The organism is Cedecea neteri (assembly GCF_000758325.1).
Classification (GTDB): Bacteria; Pseudomonadota; Gammaproteobacteria; order Enterobacterales; family Enterobacteriaceae; genus Cedecea; species Cedecea neteri_B.
This window is the reverse complement of record NZ_CP009459.1, coordinates 226,924-245,135: the sequence shown is the minus strand read 5'-3', so window position 1 is coordinate 245,135 and position 18,212 is coordinate 226,924. Positions and strand designations below refer to the sequence as shown.

15 protein-coding genes are annotated in these 18,212 nt (G+C 54.5%); 10 read left to right on the top strand and 5 right to left on the bottom strand.

Going from position 1 to position 18,212, the window contains the following annotated elements; genetic code table 11:
* Positions 1-116: 116 nt before the first annotated feature.
* On the bottom strand, positions 117-1,481 hold the full coding sequence (gene ppnN, locus LH86_RS01180) for a nucleotide 5'-monophosphate nucleosidase PpnN (RefSeq protein ID WP_039297694.1): 1,365 nt from the start codon (positions 1,479-1,481) through the stop codon (positions 117-119).
* Between the two features lie 115 nt (positions 1,482-1,596).
* Positions 1,597-2,439 (bottom strand): NADPH-dependent 7-cyano-7-deazaguanine reductase QueF, encoded by an 843-nt coding sequence (queF, locus tag LH86_RS01175; protein WP_039297691.1) that lies wholly within the window; start codon positions 2,437-2,439, stop codon positions 1,597-1,599.
* A 64-nt stretch (positions 2,440-2,503) separates the two neighbouring features.
* Between queF and syd the strand changes: the two genes are divergently transcribed.
* The 4 genes from syd (at position 2,504) to LH86_RS01155 (ending at position 5,277) form a co-directional block, all read left to right on the top strand.
* Positions 2,504-3,049, top strand: a complete 546-nt coding sequence (gene syd, locus LH86_RS01170; protein WP_039297688.1) for a SecY-interacting protein — start codon at positions 2,504-2,506, stop codon at positions 3,047-3,049.
* Between the two features lie 652 nt (positions 3,050-3,701).
* Complete coding sequence (locus LH86_RS01165) at positions 3,702-4,031, top strand: YqcC family protein (protein WP_039297686.1); 330 nt, start codon at positions 3,702-3,704, stop codon at positions 4,029-4,031.
* Complete coding sequence (truC, locus tag LH86_RS01160) at positions 4,031-4,810, top strand: tRNA pseudouridine(65) synthase TruC (RefSeq protein ID WP_039297684.1); 780 nt, start codon at positions 4,031-4,033, stop codon at positions 4,808-4,810. Before LH86_RS01165 ends, truC begins: the two co-directional genes overlap by 1 nt.
* Before the next feature lie 17 nt (positions 4,811-4,827).
* A complete protein-coding gene (locus tag LH86_RS01155) occupies positions 4,828-5,277 on the top strand; it encodes a flavodoxin (protein ID WP_039297682.1) in 450 nt (149 codons plus the stop codon).
* Positions 5,278-5,323: 46 nt separating this feature from the next.
* Here the strand turns inward: LH86_RS01155 and LH86_RS01150 are convergent, their stop codons facing one another.
* Both LH86_RS01150 and LH86_RS01145 read right to left on the bottom strand, forming a co-directional pair.
* Positions 5,324-5,665, bottom strand: a complete 342-nt coding sequence (locus LH86_RS01150) for a helix-turn-helix domain-containing protein (RefSeq protein ID WP_039287227.1) — start codon at positions 5,663-5,665, stop codon at positions 5,324-5,326.
* Between the two features lie 42 nt (positions 5,666-5,707).
* Positions 5,708-6,835 (bottom strand): MBL fold metallo-hydrolase, encoded by a 1,128-nt coding sequence (locus tag LH86_RS01145; protein WP_052045534.1) that lies wholly within the window; start codon positions 6,833-6,835, stop codon positions 5,708-5,710.
* 181 nt (positions 6,836-7,016) lie between these two features.
* Between LH86_RS01145 and LH86_RS01140 the strand changes: the two genes are divergently transcribed.
* Positions 7,017-7,589, top strand: coding sequence for a TetR/AcrR family transcriptional regulator (locus tag LH86_RS01140; protein ID WP_039297679.1), 573 nt, complete (start codon positions 7,017-7,019; stop codon positions 7,587-7,589).
* Between the two features lie 55 nt (positions 7,590-7,644).
* On the opposite strand, the gene barA is transcribed toward LH86_RS01140, so the two are convergent.
* Positions 7,645-10,401 (bottom strand): two-component sensor histidine kinase BarA, encoded by a 2,757-nt coding sequence (gene barA / locus LH86_RS01135; RefSeq protein ID WP_039297675.1) that lies wholly within the window; start codon positions 10,399-10,401, stop codon positions 7,645-7,647.
* A 61-nt stretch (positions 10,402-10,462) separates the two neighbouring features.
* Between barA and rlmD the strand changes: the two genes are divergently transcribed.
* From rlmD to eno, 5 genes are all read left to right on the top strand, one after another.
* On the top strand, positions 10,463-11,776 hold the full coding sequence (rlmD, locus tag LH86_RS01130; protein WP_039297673.1) for a 23S rRNA (uracil(1939)-C(5))-methyltransferase RlmD: 1,314 nt from the start codon (positions 10,463-10,465) through the stop codon (positions 11,774-11,776).
* Positions 11,777-11,827: 51 nt separating this feature from the next.
* Positions 11,828-14,059, top strand: coding sequence for a GTP diphosphokinase (relA, locus tag LH86_RS01125; RefSeq protein WP_008458386.1), 2,232 nt, complete (start codon positions 11,828-11,830; stop codon positions 14,057-14,059).
* Positions 14,060-14,153: 94 nt separating this feature from the next.
* Positions 14,154-14,945 carry a nucleoside triphosphate pyrophosphohydrolase gene (gene mazG / locus LH86_RS01120; protein ID WP_039297671.1) on the top strand — a complete coding sequence of 264 codons (792 nt, stop codon included), beginning with the start codon at positions 14,154-14,156 and terminating at the stop codon, positions 14,943-14,945.
* Positions 14,946-15,170: 225 nt separating this feature from the next.
* Positions 15,171-16,808, top strand: coding sequence for a glutamine hydrolyzing CTP synthase (pyrG, locus tag LH86_RS01115; RefSeq protein WP_008458383.1), 1,638 nt, complete (start codon positions 15,171-15,173; stop codon positions 16,806-16,808).
* Between the two features lie 87 nt (positions 16,809-16,895).
* Positions 16,896-18,200, top strand: coding sequence for a phosphopyruvate hydratase (eno, locus tag LH86_RS01110; RefSeq protein ID WP_008458382.1), 1,305 nt, complete (start codon positions 16,896-16,898; stop codon positions 18,198-18,200).
* Positions 18,201-18,212: the final 12 nt, after the last annotated feature.

Here is an 18,212-nt window from a genome sequence, read left to right as displayed (position 1 = left end):
TTTCAACGAGTATTTGCTTCAGGTCGCAATGTTTGTGCTTTTAAGTGTGAGCGCAATCGATTAAATGGCTTTGAGAAGGGTAAAAAGAAGGGCGACCGCTGGGCCGCCCTGGAAGGTTAACGTACGATTTCGTAGCAGGGAATGTAGGCGCTGCCGGGTAACTTCATGCGGTGCTGGGCGACAAAGCCCTGCAGCAGAACATCCATGCGTTTCATCATGTCCGGGTCCCCGTGCAGTTTGTACGGGCCGTATTTCTCGATAGCATGAATACCTGGCTCCTTCACGTTGCCGGCAACGATGCCTGAGAAGGCACGACGCAGCGAAGCCGCCAGTTTTTCTGCAGGCTGGTCCGGGTAAAGTTGCAGGTTGGCCATGTTTTCATGGGTAGGCTCAAACGGCATCTGTAGATCCGGCGAGATGCGAATAGACCAGTTGAAGCCGTAGGCATCGCCGGTTTCACGACGATTCTCTTTCACCTGCGGCATGGCCTTTTTCATCAGGCGGGCGACTTCAGTTGCGTCGTCGATGATGATTTTATAATGGCGGCGCGCTTTCTCGCCCAGGGTGCTAACGATAAATTCATCCAGCACACGGAAGTAATCTGCGCTTTCTTTCGGCCCGGTCAGGATCAGCGGCAGCACCTGATCGTGGTTATGCGGGTTCATCAGAATGCCGAGCAGGTAGAGCAGCTCTTCTGCGGTACCGACCCCGCCAGGGAAGATAATGATGCCGTGGGCAATGCGCACGAACGCCTCAAGCCGTTTTTCAATATCCGGCATGATGATCAGTTCGTTGACCAGCGGGTTAGGCGGCTCGGCGGCGATGATCGAAGGCTCCGTCAGGCCGATAAAACGCCCTTCTTTATAGCGCTGCTGGGCGTGGCCGACGGCGGCACCTTTCATTGGCGCTTCCATCGCGCCAGGCCCGCAGCCGGTGCAGATATTCAGCTCGCGTAAGCCAAGCTGGGTGCCCACACGGCGGGCATAAAGATATTCGTTTTCGTTAATCGAGTGGCCACCCCAGCAAACCACCAGATTCGGGGCTTCACCCACGTGCAGCGCGCGGGCATTTCGTAAAATAGAAAACACCATATTGGTAATATGAATAGAGTTTTCTTTGTTTAAATGCTGAAAACGGCCTGCGTTAGTAATTTGGCCGTTAACAAACAGAATATCGCGCAGAACGGCAAACAGGTTAGCCTGCAGCGCGCGGATGATTCGGCCGTCAACAAAGGCGTCTTCCGGGGGATTAATCAGTTCGAGTTTTACGCCACGTTCACGGCGTAACACATTGATGTCAAAGTTCTGGTAGCGAGAGAGCAGCTCTTTGCTGCTGTCGGTTTGACTGCCGGAATTAAGGACCGCCAGTGAGCAGTTACGAAACAGTTGATAAAGGTCGCTGCTGGCGGTGCGTTTAAGCATATCGACTTCCAGCTGCGACAACATATCCATTGAGCCAAGCGGGCTAATATGTGTAATCAAGTGAACTCCTTACGGAACGAAAAGTGCCGTTCTCACAGATTACAATAGCCCTGGCTTGTTCACTTTAACAACCCGTAAACCGCATTCGCTTTTGGCGCTGGGAGCTATTTCGCACTTATTGGCGGGTCAGGCGGCCAAAAGCAGGATGGAAATCAGTATTCGTACGCCACGGGTTAATGTCCAACCCGCCCCGACGCGTGTAGCGTGCGTAGACGCTGAGCGATTGTGGCTGGCAGAAGCGCTGCAGGTCATTAAAGATACGCTCCACGCACTGCTCATGAAACTCGTTGTGATGGCGGAAGGAGACAAGATAGCGCAGCAGCTTTTCGCGATCGATTTTCGGGCCGCGATAGCGAATCTGCACTGAACCCCAGTCTGGCTGGTGGGTGATCAAGCAGTTGGACTTCAGCAGGTGGCTGACCAGCGTCTCTTCCACGATCTCATCCCCGGCGGCCTGTTGCAGATAATCGGCGTTAAAGTCGTAGCTGTCGATGGTGATGTCCTGCCCGTCGATGCATTCTCCGCTGAACGCTGAAATTTCCTGTCCTTCCAGCTCATGCAGGCGGAACAGCACCACGCTGACGTCGCCTTCGGCACAGGCGCTTAAATCATGCTTTAGCGTTGCCTGGATGGTTTCCCAGTCGGCGAAACGAGTCTGGTTAAAGCTGTTCAGGTAGAGCTTAAAGCTTTTGGACTCCACAAGATTGACGCTGTTGGCGTCTAACTGCACATGGCCCACGGCGACCTGAGGCAGGCCTTTACTGTTTAGCCACGAGAGTTCGTAGAGCGTCCAGATGTCGCCGCCGCTGAAGGGCAGACTGTCGGCGTGGAGGCCCAGTGGGTCGCGATTCAGGCTGCGCGGTACGGCCTGCAGCAGCGAAGGCTGGTATTGATCCTGATAAGCCGTGGGCTTACCCAGCGTCAGGCCACTTAGAGCCTGGTGATTTTCGTAGGACATGTTTCACCGAGATAAAGGTACAATTGGCTTTTATTGTACCCCAGCCTACGCGAGTGAGAAATTAATGAACGAAGTCGCCTTTGCCCTTAAAGAGTTTACCCGCCGTTTTTGCGACCAGTGGCAGGAGGAAACGGGAGGCTGGCCCGCCAGTGAAGCGCTATACGGCATTCCGTCTCCGTGTATTGTAACGACCACCGGGGGAGACGTGCGCTGGCAGCCCCAGCCGTTTACGCCAGAAGCGGATTTAAGCGCCGTTGAGCGAGCATTAGATATTTCCCTCCAACCTGCCGTTGAAGCGTTTTACACCACGCAGTTTGCCGGAGATATGCCCGCCGTACATGGAAATACTGCGCTGACGCTGTTGCAAGCGTGGAGTGAGGACGACTTTGTTCGCGTGCAGGAAAATCTGATTGGCCATCTGGTGACGCAGAAGCGTTTGAAGTTATCTCCGACGCTGTTTTTGGCCACTACCGACGATGAAATGGAAGTCGTTTCACTATGCAACTTGACAGGTGAAGTAGTGCTTGAAAGAATCGGCACCCCGCAGCGGACCGTGCTTTCCGCCTCCCTCCCTGACTTTCTGAATGCCTTAACGCCACAGGTGATCTAGCTTTTTTGCCCAAGCCCTTGTGAGAGATCTCTTACAAGCCGTGTGAGAGATCGCTACATTTGACGGCAGATGAAAGCGACTCTCATTTATTTATGTCTTTATAAAACAATGAGTTATTTTTGTTTTAGGAAAGTTCCGAATGAAAGTTTTTGCCCACAGCACCGCTGCATCCCTTGTCACAAGCGGGCAAATAGAGGATTCTATATTCATCGACAGGATGTCGGCGTAATGAAGGAGACATTAGGATGATGTCGCTTCTTTACCAAAGGAACCCGCCGGGATGGCGTACAGGGAAGGCTTCACAGATGAAGCACGGATAACTCAGGCAGAGTTAAAGGACACCTCCAGGACGGAGAATGAGAGCCGTAACAGGAGTACGGTGGGTCAGGAAGACTCAAGGATTTCGCGTCAGGATGATGCTGGACACCCAACAGGATGATGGTAGCAGGAAGCCCTGGCGATGGATTGCTGGTCAGGAGACCAGAGGACAAAGTTGTCATGGATGAGCAGGGAGCATGAAAAGTAGCCGGATTAGCTGCGAAACGAACCGGGAGCACTGTGTAAACAGTGCTCCCTTTTTTTATGCCTTTTTCACGGGCAGTGAAGAAGTGGTATTCTCTCCCGCTCTTTCCCACTGACGTATGAGGTTTTCATGGAGCGCCAGACGCTGGTTCGCCATCATTTACTCACCATTGAGCAGATCCTGCGCGATCATTCCCTCTGGCAGGACCTGCCTCCCGATCCCTCTGCATTTGAGAGCACGCAGCCTTTCTGCATGGATACGCTACAGCCTCACGAATGGCTGCAATGGGTCCTGATCCCTCGTATGCACGCGCTGCTGGACAGCCAGCATCCTCTGCCTGAAGCCTTTGCCATCGCCCCTTACTATGAGATGGCATTGGATGCGACGCATGCCGTGCGTGAACCCCTTCTCGCCGCGCTGCTTGAGCTGGATGCACTGTTTGACGCGGAACAGGGTTGATGCTGGAGATTATTTACCAGGATGAATGGCTGGTTGCCGTGAACAAACCGTCCGGCTGGCTGGTTCACCGTAGCTGGCTGGACAGGCACGAGAAAGTTGTAGTGATGCAAACCGTGCGCGACCAGATTGGCCAGCACGTGTTTACCGTTCATCGCCTCGACAGGCCAACCTCTGGCGTATTGCTGATGGGGTTGTCCAGCGAAGTTGGCCGTCTGCTGTCACAGCAATTTGAGCAGCATCAAATGCAGAAACGCTACCATGCCGTGGTGCGCGGCTGGCTGCAGGACAAAGCCGTGCTGGATTATCCGCTGGTTGAGGAGCTGGATAAAATCGCCGATAAATTTAGCGACCAGGATAAAGGGCCACAGCCGGCAGTGACGCATTATCGCGGTCTGGCAACGGTCGAAATGCCGGTGGCGGTGGGGCGCTATTCCAGCGCGCGCTACAGCCTGGTCGAGCTTGAGCCGAAGACCGGCCGTAAACACCAGCTTCGGCGGCACCTGGCGCACCTTCGACATCCCATTATTGGCGATTCCAAACACGGTGATTTGCGCCAGAATCGCGGTGCAGCGGAGCATTTTGGCTGCCAGCGCCTGATGCTGCATGCCAGCCAGCTCTCTTTAAATCATCCCGTGACCGGGGAATCGCTGACGCTAAAAGCGGGGCTGGATGAGACCTGGATGCAAATGCTGACACAATTTGGCTGGCGTGGTCAGCTACCGGATGTTGAAAATAGTGAGTATGATCCGGCGAGCAGCCAGGATAAGCCTTGTCTCTAATTCTTAAGGAGTTACCGATGGCCGAAGTGGGTATTTTTGTAGGCACGATGTACGGCAATGCGCTGTTAGTGGCGGAAGAAGCCGAAACCATTCTGAAAAAACACGGCCATCAGGCAAAGGTGTTTGAAGATCCCGATCTGACCGAGTGGCAATACTATCGCAATCATTATGCGCTGGTGGTGACCTCCACGACCGGGCAGGGCGATCTGCCGGACAGCATTGTCCCGCTGTTCCAGGCTATCAAAGATCAGCTGGGTTACCAGCCTGAGCTACATTACGGCTTGATTGCGCTGGGTGACAGCAACTATGACCACTTCTGCGGCGGCGGCAAGCAGTTTGATGCTTTATTGCAGGAGCAGGGCGCAACCCGTATCGCTGAAGTTTTGACGATTGACGCCAATGACCATCCAGAGCCTGAAGTGGTTTCCGGCCCGTGGGTTGAGCAGTGGGCGACTTTACTGAAGTAAGTGAAAACTGGGTGGATAAGCTGCATAAATCCACCCAGAAAAGATCTTAATTAAGCGGCTGTTCGTGCTCGCGGCGGTAGGCACCGGGAGAAGTATTGAACCGTTTTCCGAACGTGCGGGTAAAAGATTGCTGCGAATCAAAGCCGTATCGCACTGAGATATCGAGGATTTTGTCCTCGGTATTTTTCAGATCCTCTGCCGCTAGCTGCAATTTACGTTCACGAATGTAGGCCCCGAGGCTTTTCCCCGCCCAGTCTGAGAACATCCGCTGCAGGTACCACTTCGAGTAGCCGGACTGCCTGGCGACTTCTTCAATACGCAGCGGGCGCTGCATATTGCCATCGACCCACTCAAGCAGAGATTCCATAAAATCTTTAGGCATGGACATATCACCTCCTTCTACATCTTGCTCGTTCGATAATTGATAATGCTATTCCCACCAGGCATCGAAGGCCTGGCGCGGTTGACTGACTTCCAGTATTTGCCCCATTTCCGGCGTGAGCAGTTGATAGCTGCGGCCTGCGCTGGCGGTTGCTATACGGCGGAAAGGCTCGTCCCAGCTATGGTTCGCCAATGCAAACCGGCCAGCATGCCCCGGCACCATGGTTTTCGCCCCCAGCTCTTCCGTCGCCTGAGCGGCTTCTTCCGGCATCATGTGGATGTATTTCCAGCCTTCGTCGTACTGGCCGTTTTCCATGATGGCGAGATCGATATCGCTAAATTGTTCACCGATCTGTTTGAAATGCGGGCCGTAGCCGGAATCGCCGCTGTAATAAACTTTTCGCTGTGGCGTGACGAACATAAAGCTTGCCCACAGCGTTTTGTTGCCGGTTAACCCGCGGCCAGAGAAGTGGCGTGCCGGCAGGGCGTGAATGGTTAACTCATCATCAATGGCGGCTTTTTCCTGCCAGTCCAGCTCGTGGATAAGCGCGGGATCGAAGCCCCAGGCTTCAAAATGTGCGCCCACGCCAAGCGGGGTGACTACCTGCTTAATCTTTGGCTTAAGCGCCCGCAGCGTGGGATAGTCCAGGTGATCCCAGTGATCGTGAGAGATGATCAACGTGTCGATGTCCGGCATATCTTCTGCTCGCCACGGATAATCACCCGCAAACGCTTTGTTCAGAAAGGCGAACGGGGCGGCATAGTGGCTGAACACCGGATCGATAAGAATGCGCTTGCCGCCGAGCTGGATGAACCAGGAGGAATGGCCCAGCCACACCACCAGATCCTGCTGTTTATCAAGCTTCGCCAGATCGGTTTTGATCAGCGGCAGGGGACGATCGGGTTTGACCGTGTCTGGCCGGGCGAAAAAGAAATCCCACAGCGCTGCAAGGCGACCGCGTTTGTCGGTCATCATTGGCGTGTCCTGCTGATTGTGGAACTTGCCGTCGCGGTACTGGGGCGATTGCTGGATGCGTTCAAGGCGGCTGCCCTGCGGCAGTTTGCCAAATTCAGTCATCGGGAACAGCGCAGCGCTAGTGGCAGTAAGGCCTAATAACATAATCACGACCATGAATTTTAGGGTTAACGAACGCTTGCCAGATTGCGCGGCAGCCATAAAGGATTCTCTTAGAAACTGTGCGGGTTATATTGCTATTGAGTGAGTAAACACTCATTATAGGCAGGCAAGGTCAACCGTCAACAAAATTTACGGTATGATAAAGAACATGACATTCAGCGATCGAGGCGATCCCGATGGCTGAAACCTATCCACTCAGATAACTGGCTTGTGAGGAACCGTGGCTCGTCCAAAAAGTGAAGATAAACGATTAGCATTACTCGATGCGGCAACCGACGCGATAGCGGAGCTGGGGTTAGGGGCGGCGACCTCTTTGATTGCCAGAAAGGCGGGGGTAGCCGAAGGAACGTTGTTCCGTTATTTTCCCACTAAAGACGAGTTGCTGAACGCCGTTTATCTTCATCATAAGCAAGATCTTGGTAGCGAGCTGATGAAAACCTACGACCGGCATGCGCCCAGCAAAGAACGCTCCAGAACGGTATGGGGAAATTACATCGACTGGGGGCTGGTGAATGTTAATGCCCGCAAAGCGATGCGTCAGCTGGCGGTTTCCGGCAAGATCACGCCTGAAACAATGGAGCAGGTTTACCAGGCTTACCCGGACCTGCGCGATTTGTCGAAAGAGTGTGTGACTAACGAAGTACTGACCGGCATTGAATCGGCATTTGCGGATGCGATTTTCTTCGGCCTGGCCGAAACCACGATGGAATTTGCCGGGCGCGATCCTTCACGCAGGGATGAATACAAATCTGCCGGGTTTGACGTGATGTGGCGTGGCATGACTAAAGGCTAACATTTTGTGAAAACGAAGAGGGCGCGCGGGAACCCTCTTCGTACCTGGCTTAAACTCAAATCTGATACTTCTTCGCTTCCCGCGCAACGTTATCCATCTCGTCCAGCAGCTCCAGAATTTCAGGCTCCATCTCCTCCGGCGCTACGCCGTGGCGCAGCTCGTGCTCCAGCGTCTGGCAGAGTTTTTTCATCCTCGGGACGCCGCTGTAGCTGCAGCTCCCGTGCAGTTTATGCACGATATCAATCAACCCTTCGGGCTTGTCGCCCACCAGCTGTTCTTCGAGGACATTTCTCACCTCCGGTAAAAACTCCAGCAGCATGTTAAGCATCTCCCGGGCGAGATCGGCTTTATTGGCGGCCTGACGAAGCGCCAGGTTCCAGTCCAGCGTCTGATTGATGTTAATCGCCGGCGGGACGGGTTCTTCCTGCTGAACGGGAAGCTGGCCGATATTGCCCGGATGGTAGCGCATCAGCAGGCGGTGCAGCTTTTCTTCTTCAATCGGCTTAGCGAGGTAGTCGTTCATGCCGGCGCTCATGAGTTTCTCTTTTTGCCCCGCCAGCGCGTGGGCGGTGACGGCAATCACCGGGGTTTGCTGGTGATGCGGCAACTGGCGGATCAGCTCGCAGGCGCGGATGCCGTCCATTTCCGGCATCTGTATGTCCATCAGAATAATGTCGATGTTCATCTGCCGGGCCCGCTCCAGCGCCTGCGTGCCGCTTTCACACAGCACAACTTGCTGAACTCTGTCTTCCAGTAACGCGCCGATCAGCTTCAGGTTGGCCGGGTTATCGTCCACCGCCATGACAGCCATCGGCAGCTTATCGCTATGTTCAACGAACGGCAGGGCCAGATTAGCTTTAGGGCAGCTTTCAAGCAGCATCGGGAACAGGCGCGTAGAGGTGATAGGTTTTAGCAGGCAGCCCGCCACGCCCTGGCGCTTAAGCTCTTCCGCGCCGACCTGGGTATGGCAAGGCAAGGCCAGAATCAGGCAATCTGCCATGGTCACCGCCTTCGCGAGCTTAGGGTTTGCCAGCGTGAGCGTTTCTGTGAAGGTGACGGGAATGCCGCACAGCAGAATATCGTAGTGTTCATCAGGCAGCCCGGAAAGTGACGGGCTGTGCACGACGTCCAGCGGTGTGTTTTGCAGCAAATTCAGGGTGCTCTGCGCGGCGGTCGCGTTCGGCTCGACGTAGCCCAGACGCTTGCCTGCCAGTTTGTCCAGTACCTGCCTGTCGTTCACGGCGTTAGGGTTCAGGTCCAGGCTGATGTGGAACCAGAACGTTGAGCCGCGATTCGGCTTGCTGTGGAAGGAGATATCGCCGCCCATTTCATTCACCAGCTTCTGGGTGATCACCAGCCCCAGCCCGGTGCCGCCGTGGCGGCGGGAAATACTGGCATCCGCCTGGCGGAAGGCCTGGAAGAGACGCGATTGTTCTTTCTCAGGAATGCCGATGCCGGTGTCGTGGATCTGCATTTCAATCTGAACTTTGTTGTTCCCTTCTGCCCGTTTTTCCACCAGCAGGTCGATGTTGCCGGTTTCGGTGAATTTAATGGCGTTGCCCACCAGATTTGTGATGACCTGCTGCAGGCGCAGGGGGTCACCAATCACGTTATCCGGCACGTCATTTTTAATGTTGAGCGTCAGCTCAAGGCCTTTGTCGTGGGCGGAATGTGCCAGCAGAGTTACGACCTCATCCAGCGTGTTGCGCAGCGGGAAGGGAATGGATTCCAGCAGCAGCTTGCCTGCTTCGAGCTTGGAGAAGTCCAGCACGTCATTAATGATAGTGAGCAAGTTATTGGCCGAGCGTTCAATCGTGTAGAGATGGTCGCGCTGGGTTGGCGTCAAATCGGTTTTTAAGGCCAGGCGAGTGAAGCCAATGACGCCGTTTAGCGGCGTACGCAGCTCGTGAGACATATTTGCCAGAAACTCAGATTTTATACGGGCGGCTTCCTGCGCCCGCTTCTTGGCAAGATCGAGCTCCACGTTCTGAATTTCCATCTGCTCAAGGGTTTCACGCAGATCGGATGTGGCCTGGTCGACGTTGTGCTGCATCTCTTCGTGATACGCCGTCAGCGACATTGCCATCGAGTTAATGCCGTTTTTCAGCATATCCAGCTCGCCCAACATAAACCCTTCCACGCGGCTGTCGAGCTGCCCGCGGCGAATACGGTCCACGGTATTCACCATATTGCGGATTGGCCCGGTCACGTCGCGCATCAGGCGATAGGCAAACAGCATCGCGATGCCGATACAGAACAGCATCATTAACGTTGAGATGAAGATCTCGCGGTACTGCTGCAGGCGAACGGATTTGAGATCCAGCTCCATGGCGACGTAGCCGAGGGTGCTGTTGCTTTGTTTGACGTTGGTTTCAGCGGATTCATCCGGCGAATACCTTTCGGAAATGATCGGCATTCGCAGGATCATGATGTCTCCTGCGCGGGTGACGGTGAGATCTTTCGGGGGCTTTTCCCCGTCGGGCAGCTTCAGGCGAGCGGCGTTATGCTGAAAATTAGAGGTGACGAAGAGCTTGTTACTGTCATCGTAAATCGAAATCCCCCGCACGATATCCGAATGGCGGCGGTGCAGCACGCTGACCAGCTGGCGAATTGATTCCCGGCTGTGGAAGTTCATGCCGTATTCGCTGGAGACCGCCAGCGGCTCAATAATACTGGCGCCGGCATCTTCCAGCTGGCGCTGTAAGTCATTGTAACGATGGACAACGAAAAAGATGCTGAGCAGCAAACCGACCAACAGCGTCGGGGCCAGAATCAGGATCATCATACGTGCGCGCAGGCTGTAGTTGGTCATGGGGTTCCGATATGGGACAATAAAAGCAACAGTGACATTTGAGAACACATCTACTTACATCATGGCGCAATTCTACTCTGCAAAGCGACGCGATACGAATCGTGAATTACTTACCGTGACCGTCACCGACCTCGATCCATTCGGTCAGGGCGTCGCGCGCCACAAAGGCAAAGCGCTCTTTATTCGTGGAGCACTGCCCGGCGAACAGGTTGAGGTTCGCATTACCGAAGATAAGCGTAGCTACGCTCAGGCTGAGGTAAAGCGCCGTTTAAATGACAGCCCTGAGCGTGTTAAGCCGCGTTGCCCGCATTTTGGCGTTTGCGGCGGCTGCCAGCAGCAGCACGCGAGCGTGGCGCTACAGCAGGAGGCAAAAGCTAAGGCTCTTGGGCGCATGATGGGCGAGCGCGAACAGCCTCGCGAGGTGGATGAAATCATTTCTGCCGGGGCATGGGGATACCGTCGTCGCGCGCGGTTGGGGTTGAATTATCAGCCCCGTACACAGACCTTACAGATGGGTTTTCGCAAGGCTAGCGACAAGGCGCTGGTAGATATTCATCATTGCCCCGTGCTGGCGCCCCGGCTTGAAGCATTACTGGAACCTTTACGCCAGTGCTTGTCTGAATTAAGTATCGTGAACCGGTTAGGGCACCTGGAGCTGGTTCTGGCTGACGGTGGACCGCTGATGGTGCTGCGCCATTTGGCACCGCTCAGCAAAGACGACCGGGAAAAACTGGAACAGTTTTCGCATTCCCATGAGGTGGCATTGTTCCTCGCCCCGGATAGCGAGAGCCTGGAATCCCTGGCCGAAGAAGAGCCCTGGTATCATTCAGACGGACTACGCTTAACCTTTAGCCCAAGGGATTTCATCCAGGTTAACGACGCGGTGAATCAGCAAATGGTGGCGCGGGCGATCGAGTGGTTGGAGGTGCAGCCTGAGGATCGGGTGCTAGATTTGTTCTGCGGAATGGGGAATTTTACCCTGCCGTTGGCAAAACGAGCCGCCGCGGTCGTGGGGGTCGAAGGCGTTGCTGCGCTGGTGGCGAAAGGTGAATATAATGCTCAGCGTAATGCGCTGAAAAACGTGACATTCTTCCATGAAAACCTGGAAGATGACGTGACGCGGCAGCCCTGGGCGCAACAAGGATTTACGAAAATATTGCTCGACCCGGCGCGTGCCGGTGCGGCGGGCGTTATGCAGCACGTCATCAATCTTGCGCCGAGCCGCGTGGTGTACGTTTCCTGCAACCCCACCACGCTTGCGCGCGACAGTGAAACGTTACTGGCCGCCGGGTACCACATTAAACGACTGGCCATGCTCGATATGTTCCCCCACACCGGGCATCTGGAGTCTATGGCGCTCTTTGAGCGTAATTGAAAGGGTTAATCAGGCACACTGGCCTGAGCGTTAGCCCGACAGGAGAGGATAATGGTTGCGGTAAGAAGTGCACATCTCAACAAAGCTGGCGAATTTGCGCCCGAAAAATGGATTGCAAGCCTCGGGATTTCCAACCAGCAGTCGTGTGAACGCTTAGCCGAAACCTGGGCGTATTGTGAACGCCAGACCAAAGGACATCCTGACGCTGAATTATTGCTGTGGCGCGGCGTGGAGATGGTCGAAATCCTCTCGATGCTGAGTATGGACAACGATACGCTGCGCGCCGCGCTGCTGTTCCCGCTGGCGGATGCCGGCGTGGTCAGCGAAGAAGTGATGCTGGAAAGCGTCGGCAAACAAGTGGTGACGCTGATTCACGGCGTGCGTGATATGGACGCGATTCGCCATCTGAAGGCGACTCACAACGACTCTGTTTCTTCCGACCAGGTGGATAACGTTCGCCGTATGCTGCTGGCGATGGTGGATGACTTCCGCTGCGTGGTTATCAAGCTTGCCGAACGTATCGCTCATCTGCGCGAAGTGAAAGACGCGCCGGAAGATGAGCGCGTACTGGCGGCCAAAGAATGTACCAATATTTACGCCCCGCTGGCGAACCGCCTCGGTATTGGCCAGCTCAAATGGGAGCTGGAGGATTACTGTTTCCGCTACCTGCACCCTGAGGAATACAAGCGTATCGCGAAGCTGCTGCACGAGCGCCGTATCGATCGCGAGCAGTACATCGATGATTTTGTCGGCACATTACGTTCTTCGATGAAAGAAGAGGGCGTAAAGGCTGAGGTTTATGGCCGACCAAAACACATCTACAGCATCTGGCGTAAAATGCAGAAAAAGCACCTCGCGTTTGACGAGCTGTTTGACGTGCGCGCGGTGCGTATCGTCGCCGAGCGCCTGCAGGATTGCTACGCGGCGCTGGGGATAGTGCATACTCACTTCCGTCATTTGCCGGATGAGTTTGACGACTATGTCGCAAACCCTAAACCGAACGGCTACCAGTCCATTCATACCGTGGTGCTTGGCCCGAACGGCAAAACCATAGAGATTCAGATCCGCACCAAACAGATGCATGAAGAGTCAGAGCTGGGCGTGGCCGCACACTGGAAGTACAAAGAAGGCAATGCGCGCAGCGGCAGTTCCGGCCATGAAGACCGCATTGCGTGGCTGCGCAAGCTTATCGCCTGGCAGGAAGAGATGTCCGACTCGGGTGAAATGCTCGACGAAGTCCGCAGCCAGGTCTTTGACGACCGCGTATACGTGTTTACGCCGAAAGGGGACGTGGTTGACCTGCCTGCTGGCTCGACGCCGCTGGACTTTGCCTACCATATTCACAGCGATGTCGGGCACCGCTGCATCGGGGCAAAAATCGGTGGGCGCATCGTGCCGTTCACCTATCAACTGCAAATGGGAGACCAGATCGAGGTCATTACCCAGAAGCAGCCGAACCCGAGCCGCGACTGGCTGAACCCTAACCTGGGGTATATCACCACCAGCCGCGGGCGCGCGAAGATCCACAACTGGTTCCGCAAGCAGGACCGGGACAAGAACATTCTTGCCGGACGCCAGATCCTCGACGACGAAATTGAGCATCTGGGCATTAGCCTGAAAGAAGCAGAGAAAACGCTGCTGCCGCGCTACAACTTCAACGAAATTGAAGAGCTGCTGGCGGCTATCGGCGGTGGCGACATCCGCCTCAACCAGATGAGCAACTATCTGCAGGCGCAGTTTAATAAGCCAAGCGCCGAAGAACAGGATGCCGCCGCGCTGCGTCAGCTGACGCAAAAGAGCTATTCCCCGCCGCAGTCGCGCAGTAAAGACAATGGCCGCGTCGTCGTGGAAGGTGTAGGAAATCTGATGCACCACATCGCCCGCTGCTGCCAGCCGATTCCGGGGGATGAAATCGTCGGCTTTATTACCCAGGGGCGCGGGATTTCGATTCACCGTGCCGACTGTGACCAACTGGCCGAGCTGCAATCCCACGCGCCGGAACGTATCGTCGATGCCGTTTGGGGTGAAAGCTACTCCAGCGGTTATTCGCTGGTGGTTCGCGTCACAGCGAACGATCGCAGCGGCCTGCTTCGCGACATCACCACGATTCTGGCGAACGAAAAGGTCAACGTGCTTGGCGTGGCCAGCCGCAGCGATACAAAGCAGCAGCTTGCCACCATCGACATGACTATCGAGATCTACAACCTGCAGGTACTTGGCCGCGTGCTGGGCAAACTCAACCAGGTGCCGGACATTATTGATGCCCGCAGGCTGCACGGTTAATTGATTGCCCCACCATCGGTAAGAACAATTCTACTCGATCCATCCCCTCTCCCTTTTAGGGAGAGGGTGAGGGTAAAAAAAACAAGGAATTACAATGTCTCAAATCGACCGCCTGCTCGGGATCATGCAGCGTCTGCGTGACCCTGAAAACGGCTGCCCATGGGATCGCGAGCAAACTTTTGCCACCATCGCCCCTTACACGCTCGAAGAAACCTATGAAGTGCTCGACGCCATTAATCGCGAAGATTTTGATGACCTGCGCGGCGAGCTGGGTGACCTGTTGTTCCAGGTGGTGTTTTACGCGCAGATGGGGCAGGAGGAAGGGCGCTTTAATTTTGAAGATATTTGCCAGGGCATCAGTGACAAGCTTGAGCGCCGCCACCCGCATATCTTTGCTGACGGTGACGCGGCAACCAGCGGAGAAGTGCTTGCGAGATGGGAGCAAATCAAAATCGAAGAGCGTGCGCAGAAGGCTCAGCACTCGGCGCTGGACGATATCCCGGAAGCGCTCCCTGCGCTAATGCGTGCGCAAAAAATTCAAAAACGCTGCTCAAACGTCGGCTTTGACTGGAAGACGCTTGGCCCGGTGCTGGATAAAGTGCACGAAGAGATCGACGAAGTGATGTTTGAAGCCCAGCAGGCCGTTGTGGACGAGGCAAAGCTGGAAGAAGAAGTGGGCGATTTATTGTTCGCTACCGTTAATCTGGCTCGCCATTTGGGCACCAAAGCGGAGGTGGCGTTGCAAAAAGCTAACCGAAAATTTGAGGCTCGTTTCCGAAAAGTGGAGGCGATTGTCGCCGCTCAGGGGTTAACCATGGAGCATGCCGGGCTGGAAATTATGGAAAAAGCCTGGCAAGAAGTGAAACGCCAGGAAACTGAAATCTAAAGCGTTTTTGCTATCAGCTGCACTTTTTTGCGCTTTTTATTTAACAAGCGATTGATTTGCGTCAAAAACATTTCTCACGGAAGGGCTATTTTCTTAGCCTGACTGTGGGGCCGGATTGATTTCCGGGGAACAGAATGAATGTTTGTGGCGCCCATGCTGTTCGGGTATACTACTTTCCCGTCCTGGTTATTCCATCGTCTTTAAACCTAACTTCTCAGGTTCAGCATGACAACGAACTATATTTTTGTGACCGGCGGGGTCGTTTCCTCTCTGGGTAAAGGCATTGCCGCAGCCTCCCTCGCAGCTATTCTTGAAGCCCGTGGCCTCAACGTATCCATCATGAAACTCGATCCGTACATCAACGTCGATCCGGGTACCATGAGCCCTATTCAACATGGGGAAGTGTTCGTTACCGAAGACGGCGCTGAAACCGACCTGGATCTGGGTCACTACGAGCGTTTCATCCGTAACAAGATGAGCCGCCGTAACAACTTCACCACCGGCCGTATCTACTCTGACGTTCTGCGTAAAGAACGCCGTGGTGACTATCTTGGCGCGACCGTGCAGGTTATCCCGCACATCACCAACGCCATTAAAGAACGTATTCTGGAAGGCGGCGAAGGCCACGACGTGGTGCTGGTAGAAATCGGCGGCACCGTCGGTGACATCGAATCCCTGCCGTTCCTTGAAGCGATTCGCCAGATGGCGGTAGAAGTGGGCCGCGAGCACACGCTCTACATGCATCTGACGCTGGTGCCTTACATGGCCGCAGCCGGCGAAGTGAAAACCAAGCCGACCCAGCACTCCGTAAAAGAACTGCTCTCTATTGGCATCCAGCCAGACGTGTTGATCTGCCGTTCTGACCGCGTTGTACCGGCCAACGAACGTGCGAAGATTGCATTGTTCTGTAACGTTCCAGAGAAAGCGGTAATCTCTCTGAAAGACGTCGATTCTATCTATAAAATTCCAGGCCTGTTGAAATCCCAGGGGCTGGACGATTATATTTGTAAACGATTCAGCTTGAACGCGCCGGAAGCCAATCTGGCAGAATGGGAACAGGTTATCTACGAAGAAGCCAACCCAACGGGCGAAATCACCATCGGTATGGTCGGCAAGTACATTGAGCTGCCGGATGCCTATAAGTCGGTGATTGAAGCGCTTAAACACGGTGGCTTGAAAAACCGTCTGACCGTGAACATCAAGCTGATTGATTCACAGGATGTTGAAACCCGTGGCGTAGAGCTGCTGAAAGGCCTGGATGCGATTCTGATCCCTGGCGGCTTCGGCTACCGCGGCGTTGAAGGCAAGATTGCCACCGCGCGCTATGCCCGTGAAAACAACATTCCATACCTCGGTATTTGCCTGGGTATGCAGGTTGCCCTTATCGAGTTCGCCCGTAACGTGGCGGGCATGGATAACGCCAACTCCACTGAATTTGTGCCAGACTGTAAGTACCCTGTGGTGGCATTGATCACCGAGTGGCGCGATGAAGAAGGCAATGTTGAAGTGCGCAGCGAGAAGAGCGATCTGGGCGGCACCATGCGCCTCGGCGGCCAGCAGTGTCAGCTGACCGACGGCAGTCTGGTTCGTCAGATGTACGGTGAGCCAACAATTGTTGAACGCCATCGCCATCGCTACGAAGTCAACAACATGCTGCTGAAACCGATTGAAGCAGCTGGTTTACGTGTTGCAGGTCGTTCCGGTGATGACCAACTGGTAGAAATCATTGAGGTGCCAAACCATCCATGGTTTGTTGCCTGCCAGTTCCACCCGGAATTCACTTCGACTCCGCGTGACGGGCACCCACTGTTTGCAGGCTTCGTGAAAGCCGCCGGTGAGTACCAGAAACGCCAGGCGAAGTAAGCAGAGTTAGAACGGCAACGCGCGACATTATCGCGCGTTGTTTGTCTGGAGTTTTAGTTTAACGTTGTGACTTGAGGAAAACCTACTATGTCCAAAATTGTGAAAGTGATCGGTCGTGAAATCATCGACTCCCGCGGTAACCCGACTGTTGAAGCCGAAGTTCACCTGGAAGGCGGTTTCGTTGGTCTGGCAGCTGCACCATCAGGTGCTTCTACCGGTTCCCGTGAAGCTCTGGAACTGCGCGATGGCGACAAATCTCGTTTCATGGGTAAAGGCGTACTGAAAGCTGTTGCTGCGGTTAACGGCCCGATCGCTGAAGCTGTGCTTGGCAAAGATGCTAAAGACCAGGCTAACATCGATAAGATCATGATCGATCTGGATGGCACCGAGAACAAATCCAAGTTTGGCGCAAACGCCATCCTGGCGGTTTCTCTGGCTGCTGCTAAAGCTGCAGCTGCCTCTAAAGGCCTGCCGCTTTACGCTCACATCGCTGAACTGAACGGCACCCCAGGCAAATTCTCTATGCCTCTGCCAATGATGAACATCATCAACGGCGGCGAGCACGCTGACAACAACGTTGATATTCAGGAATTCATGATTCAGCCTGTTGGCGCGAAAACCCTGAAAGAAGCGGTACGTATCGGTTCAGAAGTGTTCCACAACCTGGCAAAAGTGCTGAAGTCTAAAGGCATGAACACTGCTGTAGGTGACGAAGGTGGCTACGCGCCTAACCTGGGTTCCAACGCAGAAGCGCTGGCTGTTATCGCTGAAGCGGTTAAAGCAGCAGGCTACGAGCTGGGCAAAGATGTTACCCTGGCAATGGACTGTGCAGCGTCTGAGTTCTACAAAGACGGCAAATACGTTCTGGCTGGCGAAGGCAACAAAGCGTTCACCTCTGAAGAGTTCACTCACTTCCTGGAAAACCTGACCAAAGATTACCCAATCGTTTCTATCGAAGACGGTCTGGACGAATCTGACTGGGCTGGTTTCGCATACCAGACCAAAGTACTGGGCGACAAAATCCAGCTGGTTGGTGACGATCTGTTCGTAACCAACACCAAGATCCTGAAAGAAGGTATCGAAAAAGGCATCGTTAACTCCATCCTGATCAAATTCAACCAGATCGGTTCCCTGACCGAAACTCTGGCTGCGATCAAAATGGCGAAAGACGCTGGCTACACTGCGGTTATCTCTCACCGTTCTGGCGAAACCGAAGATGCGACCATCGCTGACCTGGCTGTGGGCACCGCTGCTGGCCAGATCAAAACTGGTTCTATGAGCCGTTCTGACCGTGTTGCTAAGTACAACCAGCTGATTCGTATCGAAGAAGCACTGGCTGCACAGGGCACCCCAGCACCGTTCAACGGTCTGAAAGAAGTTAAAGGCCAGTAAGTTCTTACTGCT

Coding starts and splice junctions, on each gene's coding strand:
- queF (WP_039297691.1), bottom strand. CDS start 2,439: ATGTCCTACGAAAATCACCAGGCTCTAAGTGGCCTGACGCTGGGTAAG.
- syd (WP_039297688.1), top strand. CDS start 2,504: ATGAACGAAGTCGCCTTTGCCCTTAAAGAGTTTACCCGCCGTTTTTGC.
- LH86_RS01165 (WP_039297686.1), top strand. CDS start 3,702: ATGGAGCGCCAGACGCTGGTTCGCCATCATTTACTCACCATTGAGCAG.
- truC (WP_039297684.1), top strand. CDS start 4,031: ATGCTGGAGATTATTTACCAGGATGAATGGCTGGTTGCCGTGAACAAA.
- LH86_RS01155 (WP_039297682.1), top strand. CDS start 4,828: ATGGCCGAAGTGGGTATTTTTGTAGGCACGATGTACGGCAATGCGCTG.
- LH86_RS01150 (WP_039287227.1), bottom strand. CDS start 5,665: ATGTCCATGCCTAAAGATTTTATGGAATCTCTGCTTGAGTGGGTCGAT.
- LH86_RS01145 (WP_052045534.1), bottom strand. CDS start 6,835: ATGGCTGCCGCGCAATCTGGCAAGCGTTCGTTAACCCTAAAATTCATG.
- barA (WP_039297675.1), bottom strand. CDS start 10,401: ATGACCAACTACAGCCTGCGCGCACGTATGATGATCCTGATTCTGGCC.
- rlmD (WP_039297673.1), top strand. CDS start 10,463: ATGGCGCAATTCTACTCTGCAAAGCGACGCGATACGAATCGTGAATTA.
- relA (WP_008458386.1), top strand. CDS start 11,828: ATGGTTGCGGTAAGAAGTGCACATCTCAACAAAGCTGGCGAATTTGCG.
- mazG (WP_039297671.1), top strand. CDS start 14,154: ATGTCTCAAATCGACCGCCTGCTCGGGATCATGCAGCGTCTGCGTGAC.
- pyrG (WP_008458383.1), top strand. CDS start 15,171: ATGACAACGAACTATATTTTTGTGACCGGCGGGGTCGTTTCCTCTCTG.
- eno (WP_008458382.1), top strand. CDS start 16,896: ATGTCCAAAATTGTGAAAGTGATCGGTCGTGAAATCATCGACTCCCGC.